The following is a 16280-nucleotide window of genomic DNA, read 5'->3' as shown; positions in this document are numbered from 1 at the left end:
CCGGGGCATCCACTCAACCAACGCTCCCACCAGGGCCGTTGAACGCACGGGCGACTGTTCCGTGTCGGCGTGCGCACGGCTTGAGGACGGCTTCTCCATATATCCGCGCGGCGCCGGGAGGTCACGGGCTTTGCCGTCACGATGCCGAAGCGGGCACTCGGTGCCAACAGGACGCTATCGGGCGGACCGTTGTGCAGATCCGCCGCACCCTGTGCCGCGGTTGCGCAATCGATGTGCAGGTTCGCGGAAGCCGGAGTGGGTTCCGCCGGATACGCTGACCGGATGAACGAGAATCCTCCGCCCTGTCCGAAATGCTCCTGTGAGTACACCTACGAGATGAACGCCCTGGTGGTGTGCCCGGAGTGCAGTCACGAGTGGGTGCCCGCCGAGAGCAGCGAGACGGGGGTCCCCCCGGCCGAAGGCTGGGGGAAGGTCGTCAAGGACTCCGTGGGCAACGTGCTGCGGGACGGCGACAGCGTGGTCGTCGTCAAGGCGCTCAAGGTCAAGGGCAGCCCCTCGGGGATCAAGGCCGGCACCAAGGTGCGCGGCATCCGGCTGGTCGACGGTGTTGACGGCCATGACATCGACTGCAAGATCGACGGCTTCGGGGCGATGCAGCTGAAGTCCGGCGTGGTCAAGAAGGCCTGATCCCGCCCCCCGGCCCGCTCCGCCCCCCGGCCCGCTCCGCCCCCCGGCCCGCTCCGCCCCCCGACCCGCTCCGCCCCTCGACCCGCTCCGCCAGCCGGCTCGCCCGGTCGACCCGTCCGTGACGGAAGACACCGCCGCAGTGGGCTGCTGCTGAATTGCAAATTTTCGCAATTGGTTAGATGCTGTGCTGGATATGTTGGTTATGTTGGGCCGGGTCGGGGCCCGGATCGCGGCGCTGCTGCCCGTCCGCGCCGACCTCACAGAGATACGCCGCGACCCGCGCCGGGACCTGCTGGCCGGGCTGGCCGTGGCGATCGTGGCGCTGCCGCTCGCCCTCGGCTTCGGAGTCTCCTCCGGCCTCGGCGCGGAGGCGGGCCTGGCGACCGCCGTGGTCGCCGGTGCGCTCGCCGCGCTCTTCGGGGGATCGAATCTGCAGGTGTCGGGGCCGACCGGCGCCATGACGGTGGTGCTCGTCCCCATCGTGGGCGAGTACGGGCCGACGGGTGTCCTCACGGTCGGTCTGATGGCCGGGGTGATGCTGGTGGCGCTGGCCGCGCTGAAGGCCGGCCGTTACATGCAGTACGTTCCCGCCCCCGTGGTCGAGGGCTTCACCCTTGGCATCGCCTGCGTGATCGGCCTGCAGCAGATCCCGAACGCCCTCGGTGTGCCCAAGCCGGACGGCGACCGGGTGCTGGTGGTGACCTGGCGGGCGATCGAGGAGTTCACGAAGTCCCCGAACTGGACCGCTCTCGGCTTCGCCGTCGCCGTCGCGGCGGTCATGCTGGTCGGGGCGCGGTGGCGGCCGGCCGTTCCGTTCTCCATCCTGGCCGTGATCGCCGCGACGGTGGTCGCGCGGGCCGCCGGGCTGGACGCCGCCGAACCGATCGGCGATCTGCCGTCCGGTCTGCCCGCGCCTTCGTTGTCCTTCCTGGACGTCGGCTCCCTGGGGACGCTCATGGCCCCGGCCGTGGCGGTCGCCGCCCTGGCCGCCCTGGAGTCCCTGTTGTCCGCCTCGGTCGCCGACGGCATGACGGTCGGCCAGAAACACGACCCCGACCGGGAGCTGTTCGGCCAGGGCCTGGCCAACATCGCCGCCCCGCTCTTCGGTGGCGTCCCCGCGACCGGCGCGATCGCCCGGACCGCGGTCAACGTCCGTACGGGCGCCGGTTCCCGGCTCGCCGCCCTGACCCATGCCGCGCTCCTCGCCGTGATCGTCTTCGCGGCGGCCCCCCTGGTCTCGTGGATCCCCCTTGCCGCACTCGCCGGAGTCCTGCTCGCCACCGCGATCCGCATGGTCGAGGTCGGCTCGCTGCGGGCCATGGCGAAGGCCACCCGGTCCGACGCGCTGATCCTCGTCCTGACCGCGGTCGCGACCCTGGCCCTGGACCTCGTCTACGCCGTCATCATCGGCCTCGCCGTCGCGGGCGCCCTGGCCCTGCGTGCCGTGGCCAAACAGGCCCGCTTCGACCAGGTCCCCCTCGACCGCGGCGACCACAGTGCCGAGGAGCACGCGCTGCTCGCCGAGCACATCGTGGCCTACCGCATCGACGGGCCGCTGTTCTTCGCTGCCGCGCACCGCTTCCTGCTGGAGCTGACCGACATCGCCGACGTACGGGTCGTGATCCTGCGTATGTCCCGGGTGTCGACGATGGACGCCACCGGCGCCCTCGTCCTCAAGGACGCCGTGGAGAAGCTGCGGCGTCGTGGCATCGTCGTCCTCGCCTCCGGGATCCGTCCCGGCCAGCGCCAGGTCCTCGACTCGGTCGGCGCGCTGGACCTGCTGCGGTACGAGGACCCCGAGGGTGGACAGGGCCGGGAGTACGCCACCACCCCCGAGGCGATCCGCGCCGCCCGTCGTCACCTGGAGAAGGCCGGAGTCCTGCCCGCCCTTCCCGCACAGAAGCCCCGTACCTCCAGCGAGGGAGCCCTGCGATGAGCACGTCCCCCGTCCCCCTCCGTATGGTCGAGGTCTCCGGCGCGGAGGCCCTGTGGCTGCTGGAGGGCAACACCCTGGGACGGCTGGTGTACATGCAGCGCGACCTGACCGTCGTACGGCCCGCCCGGCATGTGTGGGAGTACGGGCGGCTGATCGTGCGCACGCCGGTCCCGGCGCCGGCGGTGCCCGAGACGGCGACGTACCACGCGGACGAGATCCGTGCCGTGCACGGCACCGGCTGGACGGTCACCGTCTCCGGACCGGCCGAGGTGATCACCGACCCGGACGAGGCCGCGCACTACCGGCGCACCCTCTCCGGCTGGGCCCACGGCCCGCACGACACCCTGCTGTGCCTGCACCCCAAGACGGTCACCGGGTTCCGCCTCGCCCGCGCGGAGGTGTGATGTCCACGCAGCTGGAAGCCCTGCCCTATCGGCACGTGGTCACGTTGCCGACCGAACCGTCCTCCGTACGCATGGCCCGCGAGACGGCCGAGCAGGCCCTGGTCGAGTGGGGGATGGGGCTGCGCCATCCCGCGGTGGACCCGGCCCTGCTGATCCTGAGCGAGCTGGTCACCAACAGCGTCCGGCACGCCGCCGTACTCTCCCCGCAGGTGACCGTGATCTACGCGGCCGGCCGGGACTGCCTGGCCTTCGCCGTCCACGACCGCCACCCCTACCAGCCTCCGCTGCACGACGCGGCGACCGGCACCGGGGCGGGCGGACCGGCCGGGTCGGGCGGTCTGTCCACCGTCATGGAGCTGGTCCTCGGCCTGGGCGGCACCGCGGTCGTCCGCGCGGACGCCGACGGACGCGGCAAGAGCATCTGGATCACCCTGCCCCTTTGAACCCGCCTGACCCTTCAAACCGAGTTGCCCCTTTGAGTCCACCTGCCCCTGTCACCCAAGGGGCGGCACACACAGGGAAGTTCACGACCATGACCGCCGCAGGCGAGGATGGGCCGCATGTTGTCGACGAGTGGATGGATGCGATGCGCCGGGGCCCGGCCGGTAGGGCCGCGCTGTTGGTGCAGGTGTTGGGTCGGGGAGGCGACGGCACGATGAGTACGAGTACGCCGCTGTACCAACTGAAGGCCGAGTTCTTCAAGACGCTCGGCCACCCGGCACGCATCCGGGTCCTGGAGCTGCTGAGCGAGCGCGAGCACGCGGTCGCCGAGATGCTGCCCGAGGTGGGCATCGAACCCGCGCACCTCTCCCAGCAACTCGCCGTGCTCCGGCGCGCGAACCTGGTGGTGACGCGCAAGGAGGGCTCGACCGTCTACTACTCCCTCACCAGCCCGCACGTCGCCGAGCTGCTGCGGGTGGCACGGACGATCCTGTCCGGTGTACTGGCCGGCCAGGCCGAACTCCTCGCCGACCTGCGGGCCGCGCAGGGAGAGGCACAGGGGGAGCCGAGGCCGCCGTCGTAGCGAGGGTGTGACGCCGCCGGGGTCTCACCCCTGTGCCATGAGTCTCGCTTCGAGGTCGCGCAGGTCCTTGGCGAGGTTGGCGCGGACCTGTCGCCCCAGCAGCGGTGCCGCCAGCCGGTAGAAGCCTCCTCCGCCGCCCCGCACCCGGATGCGGGCGAGCGTGCCGCGCGGGTGGGGCTCGAAGGCGTAGGTGACGTGCATGGGCATCGGGCCCGCCACGGAGATCATGTCCAGCAGCCGGGGCGGGTCGTACGCGGCGACCCGCAGCACGTAGTCGATGCGCCGGCCCAGGAAGTACGCCGTACGCGTGACCTCGCCGGTTACACGGCGCTGGACCGGGCGGTCGTACGAGGACTCGGCGCGGTCCGGCGCCGGAACCGGGTGCCGTACGTGCGCGTGCCGGCGGCCTTGTCCGGGCTGCTCCTTCTCGTGTGGTTCCCGCTGATCGGCGGCAGGGTGGAGCGGCGCTACGAGTCCGCCACCGGCCTGCCGGCGGACGTGTTCCTCGCCCTCTGGCTGCTGATCACCGCCGTCCTCTTCGGCGGCTCGGCGCTGCTGCCGGCGCTGCGGCTGCCGGGACTGCGCAGGGCGGCGAAGCGCCGTCCGCCGGACGTCCACTGACCGGCCCGCTCCCAGCCCCGCGCGTACCGGAGCAGCGCGCGGGTGCCGAGCCGCGCCCAGGTGAAGGGGGCACTGACGGTGGCGTGGGCATCGGTGATGTGGACGCGTACGCGTTCGTCGACGTCCACCGGGGCGGTCTCGGCGATCAGCAGGCCGCCGGGGCGCAGGAGCCCGGCCACCCGGTCCAGCAGGGCGCGCGGGTCGCCGCCGATGCCGATGTTGCCGTCCATGAGCAGGACGGTGTCCCAGCGGCCCTCGCCGGGCAGCGGCTCGAAGACCGAGCGGTGCAGCGCCCGGCCCCCGAGCCGCAGGGTGTGCTCGACGGCGGCCTCGCTGACGTCGATGCCGAGGACGGCCCGGCCCCGGCCGGCGAGTTCGGCCACCAACCGTCCGGGCCCGCACCCCACGTCCAGTACGGTCCCCTCGCACCGCTCCAGCACGTCCCGGTCGACCGCGTCGGCCCGGGCGCACCAGCGTTCCACTTCCAACGGCAGCAGCCACCCGTCCGCGCGACGCAGGAACAGCGGGCCGCGGCCGGCGCGCAGGGCTGAGGCGTAGGGGTCGGCGGCGGCCCAGGCCGCGGACGGCTCGGCGACACGTGGTGCGCTCATGAGCGCTTCGTCGCCGCGCACCGGGCCAGCCGCCGCGCGAAACGGCCGTGCGGGGCCAGCGTGGCCACGGCGTCGGCGTCGGCGGCGGTGTCGACATCCCGCAGGCGGGGCAGATCGCGCACCCGCAGCCCGGCGGCGACGAGCCGTTCCCGCTGTACGGCCCCCGTCGACGGCGTCGACATGGGCACGCCCCGCAGCAGGGCGGGGTCGGGCTCGGCCAGTCCGAGGGCCCAGAAGCCGCCGTCCTCCGCCGGCCCGAAGTACGCGTCGCAGTCGGCGAAGTCGACGTCGAGCAGTGCGGGTGTCACCTGCGGCGTGTCCATGCCGATCAGCAGGGCGGGCCCGGCGCACCGGGCGAAGGCCTCCGCGAGCCGTTCGTCGAGACCGCCGGGGCCCTGCGCCACGACGTCGAAGCCGGGCGGCAGCCAGGAGCCGGGCTCCCCGTCGAGCACCAGCACCCGCGTGCGAGCCGACGCGGCCGCCACCGCCCACAGGGTGTCCTGGAGCGCGGCCTCGGCGAGCTCCGCGGCCTCCCACGGGGTGAACGGCGGGGTGAGCCGGGTCTTCACCCGCCCCGGCAGGGGCTCCTTGGCGATGACGAGGAGTGTGGTCACCGTACGCCCCTTCCGACTTCCGGAGCCTCGCCGGACGTTTCGGCGAGAACGCGGCTCATGTCCCGTACGGCCTGCCAGGTGCCGCGCCAGGTGCCCGTCACCTTCGAGGCCCCGGTGCGCGGCAGATACGGCACGTCGTGCTCGGCGATCCGCCAGCCGGCGTCGGCCGCGCGGACGACCATCTGCAGGGGATAGCCGCTGCGCCGGTCGGAGAGGCCGAGGGCGAGCAGCGGCTCGCGGCGGGCAGCGCGCAGCGGACCGAGGTCGTGCAGGCGCAGCCCGGTGCGGCGGCGCAGCATCCGCGCGAGCGCGATGTTGCCGGCGCGGGCGTGCGCGGGCCACGCGCCCCGGCCCCGCGGGCGGCGCCTGCCGAGCACCAGGTCGGCCCGCCCGTCCCGTACCTCCCGTACGAAGGGGACGAGAAGCGACGGGTCGAGGGAGGCGTCGCAGTCGCAGAAGCACACCACGTCGGCCGTTGCGGCGGTCAGCCCGGCGTGGCAGGCGGCGCCGAAACCCCGGCGCGGCTCGTGCACGACCGTCGCGCCCAACGCGCGGGCGACCCGGTCCGAGCCGTCAGTGGAACCGTTGTCGACGACGAGGGCGCGCCAGCCCGGCGGAATCCGTTCGAGCACCCAGGGAAGGGCCTCGGCCTCGTTCAGGCAGGGCAGCACTACGTCGACGTCGACGTCCGAAGGTGTCGTGGTCACCCTTTCACCCTACGAACGCGAAAGGTGCATACCGGACTTCCGCTCCTTACGAAACGCGGACGTCGGAGCCCGAGGCGCTCCCCGGACACACCACCGGCGGCGGCCCGGTGTCACGCTGGGGGCATGCAGCAGCAGCCGTACGAGCCCATCGGGGCGCAAACCGCCGACGGGTCCCCCGTGGCGGCGGACGGGTCCCCCCGGATCCCCCGGATCCTGGTCGTCGACGACGATCCGACCGTCGCCGAGGTCGTCGCCGGGTATCTGGACCGCGCCGGTTACGTCGTCGACCGCGCCGACGACGGCCCGACCGCCCTCACCCGTGCCGCCGCGCACTGGCCGGACCTGGTCGTGCTCGACCTGATGCTGCCCGGCATGGACGGTCTGGAGGTGTGCCGGCGGATGCGCGGTCGCGGCCCCGTGCCGGTCATCATGCTCACCGCCCGCGGCGACGAGGACGACCGCATCCTGGGCTTGGAGGTCGGCGCCGACGACTACGTCACCAAGCCCTTCAGCCCCCGGGAACTCGTCCTGCGCGTGGAGTCGGTGCTGCGCCGCAGCCGACCCGCCGCCACCGCGCAGCACCGGCTGGGGGCGGCCGGCCTGACCATCGACCCGGCGGCCCGCCGCGCCACCAAGAACGGCACCGAACTCGCCCTCACCATCCGCGAGTTCGACCTGCTCTCCTTCTTTCTGCGCCACCCGGGGCGGGCGTTCAGCCGCGAGGACCTGATGCGCGAGGTGTGGGGGTGGGACTTCGGCGATCTGTCGACCGTCACGGTCCACGTCCGCCGCCTGCGCGGCAAGGTCGAGCACGACCCGGCCCGGCCCCGCCTGATCCAGACCGTGTGGGGCGTGGGCTACCGCTTCGACGCCACCGGGCAGGACGGCGGGGAGGAGAACCGACCGTGAACGACACCCTCCTCATCGCCCTGTACGCCTTCGCCGGTGCCGCCGCCAGCGGACTGGCCGGAGCGGGCGTACTGCGCCTGATCCGGCGCCGCTCGCTCACCGCCTCGCTCACCGTGGTCGCGGCGGTCGGGGTCGTCGCGATGCTCGCGGGCACGCTCGCCGTCGCCTGGGCGATGTTCCTGTCGCCGCACGACCTGACGGTCGTCACGACCGTCGTCGCCATGGCGGCCGTCGTCTCCCTGGCCACCGCGCTGGTGCTGGGCCGCTGGGTCGTCGCCCGCAGCCGCGCACTCGCCGTGGCCGCACGCTCCTTCGGCGACGGCGGGGACTTCGCCGCCCCCGACGGCCCGGCCACCGCCGAACTGGAGTACCTGAGCCGCGAGTTGGCCGCCACGAGCGCCAGGCTCGCCGAATCCCGGGAGCGGGAACGCGCGCTGGAGACGTCCCGGCGCGAACTCGTCGCATGGATCTCGCACGACCTGCGCACCCCGCTGGCCGGTCTGCGCGCCATGTCGGAGGCCCTGGAAGACGGCGTCGCCGCGGACCCCGCCCGCTATCTGAAGCAGATCCGCACCGAGGTCGAACGCCTCAACGACATGGTCGGCGACCTCTTCGAACTCTCCCGCATCCACGCCGGCACCCTGCCGTTGACGCCCAGCCGGATCTCCCTGTACGACCTGGTCGGCGACGCGCTGGCGGGAGCCGACCCGCTCGCCCGGGAACACGGGGTGCGGCTGGTGGGAGGCCGTATCGAGCCGGTACCGGTGGAGGTGGACGGCAAGGAGATGAGCCGGGTGCTGGGCAACCTGCTGGTCAACGCCATCCGCCGGACCCCGGCCGACGGCACGGTCGCGATCGGCGCCGAGCGTACCGCCGAGGGCGTGGTCCTGTCGGTGACGGACAGCTGCGGTGGCATCCTGCCCGAGGACCTGCCGCGCGTCTTCGACACCGGCTGGCGCGGCACCCACGCCCGGACGCCCCCGGCCGGCGCGGGCCTGGGCCCCGCCATCGTCCGCGGCATCGTGGAGGCCCACCAGGGCCGGGCCACCGTACGCAACATCCCCGGCGGCTGCCGCTTCGAGGTGGTGCTGCCCGCCGCCGCTTCCTGAACACGGGCAGCACCACCGGTCACAGGGCCTGCGCGCCGCGCATTCCGGCGCGCGCGAATTCCGCCATCCCTTCCTCGAACCCGACCTCCGGCTTCCACCCCGTTTCCGCCCGCAGCCGCGACGAGTCCGCCGTGATGTGCCGTACGTCCCCGAGCCGGTACTCGCCGGTGACGACCGGCTGGGGCCCGCCGTACGCGGCGGCCAGCGCCCGTGCCATCTCGCCGACGGTGTGCGGGTCACCGCTGCCGGTGTTGTACGCCGTGAGCAGACCCGGGGCGGCTTCCGCCTCCAGCGCCACCGCGCCCGCCGCCGCCACGTCACGGACGTGCACGAAGTCCCGCCGCTGCCGCCCGTCCTCGAACACGCGCGGTGCCTCGCCCCGGGCGAGCGCCGAGCGGAAGAAGGAGGCGACACCGGCGTACGGGGTGTCGCGCGGCATCCCCGGCCCGTACACGTTGTGGTAGCGCAGCGAGACCGCCGAACCTCCCGTCGACCGGGCCCAGGCGGCGGCCAGGTGCTCCTGGGTGAGCTTGGTCGTCGCGTACACGTTCCGGGGATCGGCCGGGGCGTCCTCGCCGACCAGGCCGGGGACGAGGTCGTCCCCGCACGCCGGGCACGCGGGCTCGAACCGGCCCGCGTCGAGGTCGGCGACGGCACGCGGGCCGGGCCGTACGACCCCGTGCCGTACACACGTGTACCGCCCCTCCCCGTAGACGACCATCGACCCGGCGAGCACGAGACGCCGTATGCCCGCCTCCGCCATGGCGGCGAGCAGCACGGCCGTACCGAGGTCGTTGCGCGAGACGTACTCCGCCGCGTCGGCGACCCCGTCACCGAGCCCGACCATCGCGGCCTGGTGACACACGGCGTCCACCCCGGCGAGGGCGCGGCGGACGGCCGCCGGGTCGCGCACGTCGGCGGCGGGATCCTCCCGCACGTCGAACACGAGCGCCTCGTGTCCGCGCGCCGCCAGCACTTCGACCACATGGGACCCGATGAACCCGGCACCGCCGGTGACCAGTACACGCATACGGCCACGCTAGGCCCGCACCGACGCCGCACCACGGGACCGGGCCCGTACGTCATGACTCCGTAAGGCGTGCGGGGGTGCGTCGGACCGGGACAAGGCGGAAGCCGCGCGAGACGCTGCCCCCATGACACCCTCACCCTCCCCCTCCACCGGCACCCCGTACCGCTTCGACGACCTGACCGCCCTCTACATCAACTGCACCCTCAAACCGTCCCCGCAGCTCAGCCACACCCAGGGCCTCATCGACAAGAGCGCGGCGATCATGATGTCGTGCGGGGTCACCGCATCCGAGATCCGCGCCGTCGACCACGACATCGCGCCCGGCGTCTACCCGGACATGACCGAGCACGGCTTCGTGACGGACGAGTGGCCCGCGCTGTACGAGCAGGTGATGGCCGCGGACATCCTGGTCATCGCCGGGCCGATCTGGCTCGGCGACAACAGCTCCGTCACCAAGAAGGTCATCGAGCGCCTCTACGCCTGCTCCTCGCTGCTCAACTCCCAGGGCCAGTACGCCTACTACGGCCGCGTGGGCGGCTGCCTCATCACCGGCAACGAGGACGGAGTCAAGCACTGCGCGATGAACGTCCTTTACAGCCTCCAGCACCTCGGCTACACGATCCCGCCCCAGGCGGACGCCGGCTGGATCGGCGCGGCCGGCCCCGGGCCGTCGTACCTCGACCCGGGCTCGGGCGGCCCGGAGAACGACTTCACCAACCGCAACACCAGCTTCATGACCTGGAACCTGATGCATCTCGCCGCCCTGCTGAAGCGCGCCGGAGGCGTCCCGGCTCACGGCAACCAGCGCTCGCAGTGGGACGCCGGCTGCCGCCCGGGCGCGGACAACCCCGAACACCGCTGACGTAAGGGTTTCGTCATCCGCCACGCACCCCCGGACGGCCGCTCCCGTGCGTTGAATGGGAGGCGGATTGAGTCTGACCTCCAGGAGGGGCGGTATGGGACGGTCGAAGCGGAACGCACTGGTCAGGCCGTGGGTGATCGGCGTGCTGGTGGTCGCGGTCGCCGGGGCGGGCTTCGGGCTGTACTGGTTCCAGCCGTGGAAGCTGTGGCAGGACGAGACGGTCCAGGAGGCGCTGCCCGCGTCGTCACCGTCACCGTCACAGCCACCGTCGTCCGAGATGTCCTCCACGCCGGCCCCCGCCGGCCCGACGACGCTGGCGAGCGGCGAACTGATCAGCCACGAGCACGCGACGTCCGGCACCGTGAAACTCGTACGGCTGGCCGACGGCAGCCATGTGGTCCGCCTGGAGGGGCTCGACACCAGCAACGGTCCCGACCTGCGCGTCTGGCTGACCGACGCACCGGTGAAGGAGGGACGCGCCGGCTGGCACGTCTTCGACGACGGCGCATACGTCAGCCTCGGCAAGCTCAAGGGCAACAAAGGCAGCCAGAACTACACCCTGCCCGAAGACGTGGACCCGGCCCGCTACAGCAGCGTCACCATCTGGTGCGACCGCTTCGACGTCTCCTTCGGCGCCGCGCGACTCAGCAACACATAGCCGTACGAGACCTCACGGTCTAGTCCGCGGTGAAGGGGGCGTACCCGGTCGGAACTTCGCTGACCTGTAGGTCTGAGAAGAGCAGGGTGAGTCGCTGCGCGTTGGTCTCGATGCAGACCTCGTGGAAGTCGATCCCGACGGCTTGCGCCCAACGGCGGGTCGCTTCCGACTCGGGGAGAAGCTTCGCGCCCGGGTACAAGGCGTGCCACCTCGCACCCCAGACGTATCCGTCGAGGTCGACATCGGTCTCATGGTCGATGAGGCGGTCGTCCAGGGAGACGCGCCAGGTCTCGGGCGGCACCGTCGACTCGCACCGGGCCTCGACGCAGTACCGGAAGAGATACCGCAGGTAGGCGGGCTCGACGTCGGTACGGGGATCCGCAGTCGCGTAGACGACGACCTCATAGTCGCGCAGGTAGCTGGTGTATCCGTGGTGCACGACGGCGTGATCGAAGGTCTCGTCCAGCATCTGTTCAAGTACCGCGGTGTCCATCCCGCCGTTCCACCCCTGATCTTGCGCAGTGCTCCCCCGTTTACGGGGGAGTTGAAGCGCATCCCCACACTGACACCTTCGACGCCCTGTCGGCGGCCTCGTCGTCCATACCGTCGACCGCCGTCGACCGCCGTCAGGGCGCCTCAACGAGGTGTCAGCTCACGCTGAAGAAGTAGTCGTAGGGCGCCAGTCGGATGCCGGAGCCGGTCGTCGCGTAGACCGTGACGTAGTGGAAACCGTCCGCCGGCGGGGTCCAGTCGATGCTCGCCCTGCCGTCGGCGCCCGCGGCGACCGTGACCTCCGGGTCACCGTCGAAGGAGTACGTGTAGCTCATGACGTCCTTCACCTTCGGCGTGAACGTGAAGGTGCCCGGGACGCCCGCACCGCCGCCCGAACCGTTCTCGGGGTAGACGTCCGAGGCGACGGTCGGGGTGGTGTCGTAGCTGATGTGCCACGATGCCGCGTCGCTGACCCAGCCGTTCGCGCTCTTGCTGGTCACCCGGAGGGACTCGTTGTAGATGCCGTCCAGCGTGAGCTCCACCTTCGCCGTGCCGTCCGCCGCCGCCGCGACGTCGACGGTCTTGTCGTTCTGACCGCCGACGGTCTCCACGGAGTAACTGACGACCGGACTCTTCGACTGAAGTCCCGCCTCGGGCCGGAGCGTGAACTCGGTCGGCTCGCCGAACTCGGGCGACGGGACGGCCGGGGTGACGGTGGGCGCCGTGGAGCTGACGCGGAACGTGTAGCTGGTGATCGCCGATCCGTTGTAGGCCCGGTCCAGGCTCCGCACCCACAGGGTCATCGGGCCGGAGCCCCTCGGCGGGACCAGGTTGAGCGTGGCCGAACCGCCGAGCGCGTCGGCGCGCTTGAAGTAGCGCGTGTCCGAGTACGGGTCGACGGGCTGCGGAATGCCGTGGTCGCCGATGGGCGTGCCGATGACCGGGAGATCCTGCTGCCAGGAGAACTCGAAGCCCTCGACGTCGTCGACGCCGTTCGCGTTCAGTGTGAAGGTGACGGGCTCGCCGCCCTGGTTCCACTCCTCCGGCGGGTAGTTCGGTGAGGTGATGGTGGGCGCGTTCGCGGGGCGGGTGTTGTCGATCGTGACATAGCAAGGGGCCGACCAGTCCGAGACGGCGTCCCCGACCACCGTCTGCGCCTGCCACGCGTAGGTCTGCCCGTCGGCGAGCGCACTGGCGGGCAGGGTGACGGGGGCCTCGAAGCCGGGGGTGACGCGGTCGCGGGTGACCGTCGTGATCCGCGTCGGGTCGGTGACCGGCCAGGCCTGATACCGCACGCCGACCAGGGAGTTGCCGGTGGTGTCCGTGGTCCCGGGGATGCCCTCGACGACGAGGCCTTCGCCGGCCCAGCGGTACGAGGGCCGGTCCGCGTCGGTCGAGCAGTGCCGGTAGCCGTTGAACAACTGGGTGGGCGTGGTGGGCGTCCCGTCGGCCGCGTTCGCGGACGGCGCGGAGGCGAGTGCCAGGCCGAGGGTTCCCAGAGAAGCGAGGACAGCACGCGATCGCGCGCCGAAGGACATGGTCAAGTGGTCCCTCCCGTTTGGATGCGCCCGCACGCTGCTCTGATGCGCACTGATGTACGGGCGGCGAAGGGATCGTATGGGGGTGCCGCGGATCGACGCATGAGAATTACCGGCACGCGTCCGGCACGACCTCTCCGGCGTTGAACGGCTATGGTTCACGGTTGGTGAGTCGTTCATACGGCTTTCGTCCACATCGACTAGATTCGATCCAAGAGTCCTTTTGGCGCGCTCTGCGCACCTCATCCACACGGCCGGAAGGCACCGGCGGACACGAGGATCGAGAGTCACGTGAACATTCCCACTCCGTCGCGCCGGGCCCAGACTCCCTTGGCTCTGACGGCTGCTGTGCTGCTGGCCGTGAGCGCGTGCGGCGGTGCCGACGCGGGCACGACCGGCGGTGGTGACGGCGAGCAGTTGTCCGGCTCGGTCAAGGTGGACGGCTCCAGCACCGTGGCACCGCTGACCACGGCCGCGGCCGAGCTCTTCGCCGAGGAGCAGCCCAAGGTCCGTGTCACGGTGGGTACTTCGGGCACCGGTGGCGGCTTCGAGAAGTTCTGCAACGGCGAGACGGACATCTCCGACGCCTCCCGCCCGATCAAGGACGAGGAGAAGGCCGCCTGCGACAAGAACGGCGTCACCTACGACGAGTTCCAGGTAGCCAACGACGCGCTCACCGTGGTGGTGAACAAGGACGCCGAGTGGGTGGACTGTCTGACGGTGCAGCAGTTGAAGAAGATCTGGGAACCCGGGTCCAAGGTGAACAACTGGAACGAGATCGACGCGAAGTTCCCCGACGAGCCGTTGAAACTGTTCGGCGCGGGCACCGACTCCGGCACCTTCGACTACTTCACCGACGTGATCAACGGTGAGGAGGGCGCTTCCCGCACCGACTACTCGCCGTCCGAGGACGACAACGTCACCGTGCAGGGCGTCGCGGGCTCCAGGGGCGGTCTGGGCTACTTCGGCTTCTCGTACTACGAGGAGAACACCGACAAGCTGAAGGCCCTGAAGATCGACAATGGTGAGGGCTGTGTGGCACCGGGCGCCGAGGCCGCGCAGACCGGCGAGTACGCGCCGCTGTCCAGGCCGCTGTTCATCTACCCGTCGGCCAAGGCGCTGGAGCGGGAAGAGGTGCTGGCGTTCGTCGAGTACTACGTCGAGAACAACAAGGCCATCGCCGAGGACGCCAAGTTCATTCCGCTCAACAGCGAGCAGGAGACCGAGCTCGAGCAAGCCCTCGACAAGCTGAAGGAATCGGCGAAGTGACCTCGCCAACCCTCAAGGCCCCCGCGGGGAACGGGCCCCGGTCCCTGCGGCGGGCCAGGCCGCGTTATGGCGAACGGGCCGTCCAAGGGCTGCTGTTGGTGGCCGCCCTGGTGTCCGTCGCCACGACGGTCGGCATCGTGGTCTCGCTGATCCCGCCCGCCGTCGAGTTCTTCGAGAGGGTGAGCCTCGCCGACTTCCTCGGCGGCACCGAGTGGACGGCGCTGTTCAGCTCGCCCCGGTACGGCGTGCTGCCGCTGCTGAGCGCCACGATGCTGATCACGGTCATCGCGCTGGCCGTGGCCGTCCCGGTGGGCCTGGGTGCGGCGATCTACCTGAGCGAGTACGCCGACCGGCGCGTCCGGAAAGCCCTCAAGCCCACGCTCGAGGTGCTGGCCGGGGTGCCGACGGTCGTCTACGGCTTCTTCGCGCTCAGCTTCGTCACCCCGCGGCTGCGCGAGTGGTGGCCGGGCGGGACGGGCCCCGACTTCCAGAACGCGCTGGCGGCGGGCCTGGTCATGGGCGTGATGATCATCCCGACGATCGCCTCGCTGTCCGAGGACGCCATGTCCGCCGTACCGGACGCGCTGCGGGACGGCGCCTACGCGCTGGGCTCGGGCAGGCGCGTCGTGTCCGTGCGCGTCGTCGTCCCGGCCGCCCTGTCCGGGATCGTCGCCGCCTGCGTGCTGGGCATCTCACGCGCCATCGGCGAGACGATGATCGTCGCGATCGCTTCCGGCAACCAGGCCGTGCTCAGCTGGAATCCGCTGGACGCGATGCAGACCATGACCGGTTTCATCGCCCAGGCCGGCTCGGGCGACGTCCCGGTGCAGTCCTTCGAGTACAAGACGATCTTCGCCGTCGGCGCTCTGCTGTTCGTCATCACCTTCGTGATGAACATGATCAGCATCCGCCTGGTGCGCAAGTACCGGGAGGTGTACGAGTGACCTACGTCCGCGTCACCGAACCGCCCTCGCCGGCCGCGCCCCGCAAGCTCGCCGGCCCGCGCTTCCGGCCCGACGAGAGCGCGTTCCGCGTGCTGCTCCTGTGCTGCCTGGCCGTGGGGATCATCTTCCTCGGCGTACTGCTCACCTACGTACTCGTCGAGGCATGGCCGCGGCTGGACTCCCGGCTGTGGAACAACTTCCCCTCCATCCGCCGCCCCGAGCGCGCCGGCGCCCAGTCCGCCATCTTCGGCACGATCTGGGTGATCGCGTTCACCGCGCTGTTCTGTCTGCCCACCGGCATCATGGCGGCGATCCACCTGGAGGAATACGCCGATCCGAACCGCTGGTACAACCGGTTGATCGAGCTGAACATCCAGAACCTGGCCGCCGTGCCCTCGATCATCTACGGCATCCTGGGACTCGGGCTGCTGGCCCGCCAACTCGCCCTCGGCACCACGGTGTTGACGGCCTCGCTGACCCTGTCGCTGCTCGTCCTGCCCGTGGTCATCATCGCCTCCAGAGAGGCCATCAGGGCCGTACCGCAGTCCATCCGACAGGCATCGCTGGCGCTCGGCGCGACGCGGTGGCAGACGATCTGGCGGCAGGTCCTCCCGGCCGCCGTCCCCGGTATCGCCACCGGCTCGATCCTCGCCCTGTCCCGGGCGATCGGCGAGGCCGCGCCGCTGCTGCTGCTCGGCGCGGTGACGTACGTGGCGTTCAACCCGGAGGGGCTGGAGAGCGCGTACACCGTGCTGCCCATCCAGATCTTCGGCTGGATCAGCCAGTCCCGCGAGGAGTTCCACCACCTCGCCGCGGCCGGGATCGTGATCCTCCTGGCCATCCTCCTGATCATGAACGCGGCCGCGATCTGGCTGCGCAACCGCTTCAGCAAGCGCTGGTGACC

Annotated in this window: 18 protein-coding genes and 1 pseudogene; 12 read left to right on the top strand and 7 right to left on the bottom strand. The window is 71.4% G+C overall.

The features are described 5' to 3' along the window. The first annotated feature begins 282 nt into the window (after positions 1–282). The 5 genes from CES90_RS15000 (at position 283) to CES90_RS14980 (ending at position 4012) form a co-directional block, all read left to right on the top strand. Positions 283–648, top strand: a complete 366-nt coding sequence (locus CES90_RS15000; RefSeq protein ID WP_189785435.1) for a zinc ribbon domain-containing protein YjdM — start codon at positions 283–285, stop codon at positions 646–648. 193 nt (positions 649–841) lie between these two features. Further along, positions 842–2584, top strand: coding sequence for a SulP family inorganic anion transporter (locus CES90_RS14995; protein ID WP_189785436.1), 1743 nt, complete (start codon positions 842–844; stop codon positions 2582–2584). Further along, positions 2581–2988, top strand: coding sequence for a pyridoxamine 5'-phosphate oxidase family protein (locus tag CES90_RS14990; protein WP_189785437.1), 408 nt, complete (start codon positions 2581–2583; stop codon positions 2986–2988). The genes CES90_RS14995 and CES90_RS14990 overlap by 4 nt, the downstream gene beginning before the upstream one ends. Next, positions 2988–3431 (top strand): ATP-binding protein, encoded by a 444-nt coding sequence (locus CES90_RS14985; protein ID WP_189785438.1) that lies wholly within the window; start codon positions 2988–2990, stop codon positions 3429–3431. Before CES90_RS14990 ends, CES90_RS14985 begins: the two co-directional genes overlap by 1 nt. Before the next feature lie 212 nt (positions 3432–3643). After that, positions 3644–4012, top strand: coding sequence for an ArsR/SmtB family transcription factor (locus tag CES90_RS14980; protein WP_189785439.1), 369 nt, complete (start codon positions 3644–3646; stop codon positions 4010–4012). A gap of 24 nt (positions 4013–4036) precedes the next feature. On the opposite strand, the pseudogene CES90_RS14975 reads toward CES90_RS14980, so the two are convergent. The 4 genes and pseudogenes from CES90_RS14975 to CES90_RS14960 form a co-directional block, all read right to left on the bottom strand. Further along, positions 4037–4336, bottom strand: a pseudogene (locus CES90_RS14975) (SRPBCC family protein); the annotation flags it as partial. Positions 4337–4479: 143 nt separating this feature from the next. Beyond that, on the bottom strand, positions 4480–5244 hold the full coding sequence (locus CES90_RS14970; RefSeq protein ID WP_189785440.1) for a class I SAM-dependent methyltransferase: 765 nt from the start codon (positions 5242–5244) through the stop codon (positions 4480–4482). Further along, entirely contained in the window at positions 5241–5858 is a 618-nt protein-coding gene (locus CES90_RS14965; protein ID WP_189785441.1) for a TIGR04282 family arsenosugar biosynthesis glycosyltransferase, read from the bottom strand. The genes CES90_RS14970 and CES90_RS14965 overlap by 4 nt, the downstream gene beginning before the upstream one ends. After that, positions 5855–6565 carry a glycosyltransferase family 2 protein gene (locus tag CES90_RS14960; RefSeq protein ID WP_189785442.1) on the bottom strand — a complete coding sequence of 237 codons (711 nt, stop codon included), beginning with the start codon at positions 6563–6565 and terminating at the stop codon, positions 5855–5857. Before CES90_RS14960 ends, CES90_RS14965 begins: the two co-directional genes overlap by 4 nt. Positions 6566–6688: 123 nt before the next feature. Here CES90_RS14960 and CES90_RS14955 point away from each other — a divergent pair, with 123 nt between their 5' ends. Both CES90_RS14955 and CES90_RS14950 read left to right on the top strand, forming a co-directional pair. Further along, positions 6689–7474, top strand: coding sequence for a response regulator transcription factor (locus tag CES90_RS14955; protein WP_229914100.1), 786 nt, complete (start codon positions 6689–6691; stop codon positions 7472–7474). Continuing rightward, positions 7471–8583 (top strand): sensor histidine kinase, encoded by a 1113-nt coding sequence (locus CES90_RS14950; RefSeq protein WP_189785443.1) that lies wholly within the window; start codon positions 7471–7473, stop codon positions 8581–8583. The genes CES90_RS14955 and CES90_RS14950 overlap by 4 nt, the downstream gene beginning before the upstream one ends. A gap of 19 nt (positions 8584–8602) precedes the next feature. On the opposite strand, the gene CES90_RS14945 is transcribed toward CES90_RS14950, so the two are convergent. Continuing rightward, positions 8603–9613 (bottom strand): NAD-dependent epimerase/dehydratase family protein, encoded by a 1011-nt coding sequence (locus CES90_RS14945; RefSeq protein WP_189785444.1) that lies wholly within the window; start codon positions 9611–9613, stop codon positions 8603–8605. Positions 9614–9737: 124 nt separating this feature from the next. Between CES90_RS14945 and CES90_RS14940 the strand changes: the two genes are divergently transcribed. Further along, the gene (locus tag CES90_RS14940; protein WP_189785445.1) at positions 9738–10475 is read left to right on the top strand and encodes a flavodoxin family protein; all 738 of its coding nucleotides are present in this window, start codon (positions 9738–9740) and stop codon (positions 10473–10475) included. 94 nt (positions 10476–10569) lie between these two features. Then, positions 10570–11133 (top strand): DM13 domain-containing protein, encoded by a 564-nt coding sequence (locus CES90_RS14935; protein WP_189785446.1) that lies wholly within the window; start codon positions 10570–10572, stop codon positions 11131–11133. A gap of 19 nt (positions 11134–11152) precedes the next feature. Here CES90_RS14935 and CES90_RS14930 read toward each other — a convergent pair whose 3' ends face one another. After that, positions 11153–11626 carry a YxiG-like protein gene (locus tag CES90_RS14930; RefSeq protein WP_189785447.1) on the bottom strand — a complete coding sequence of 158 codons (474 nt, stop codon included), beginning with the start codon at positions 11624–11626 and terminating at the stop codon, positions 11153–11155. Between the two features lie 154 nt (positions 11627–11780). Then, positions 11781–13163, bottom strand: coding sequence for a hypothetical protein (locus CES90_RS14925; protein ID WP_189785497.1), 1383 nt, complete (start codon positions 13161–13163; stop codon positions 11781–11783). Between the two features lie 291 nt (positions 13164–13454). On the opposite strand from CES90_RS14925, the gene CES90_RS14920 reads away from it, so the two are divergent. From CES90_RS14920 to pstA, 3 genes are read left to right on the top strand one after another with little or no spacing between them, the layout of a single operon-like run. Then, a complete protein-coding gene (locus CES90_RS14920) occupies positions 13455–14432 on the top strand; it encodes a PstS family phosphate ABC transporter substrate-binding protein (protein WP_229914101.1) in 978 nt (325 codons plus the stop codon). Then, positions 14429–15376, top strand: coding sequence for a phosphate ABC transporter permease subunit PstC (pstC, locus tag CES90_RS14915; protein WP_189785448.1), 948 nt, complete (start codon positions 14429–14431; stop codon positions 15374–15376). Before CES90_RS14920 ends, pstC begins: the two co-directional genes overlap by 4 nt. Further along, positions 15373–16278: a phosphate ABC transporter permease PstA gene (pstA, locus tag CES90_RS14910; protein ID WP_189785449.1), complete on the top strand. Its 906-nt coding sequence runs from the start codon at positions 15373–15375 to the stop codon at positions 16276–16278. The genes pstC and pstA overlap by 4 nt, the downstream gene beginning before the upstream one ends. Positions 16279–16280: the final 2 nt, after the last annotated feature.

It is taken from the genome of Streptomyces capitiformicae (assembly GCF_002214185.1).
Taxonomy (GTDB): Bacteria; Actinomycetota; Actinomycetes; order Streptomycetales; family Streptomycetaceae; genus Streptomyces; species Streptomyces capitiformicae.
This window is presented reverse-complemented; position numbering and strand designations above follow the sequence as displayed.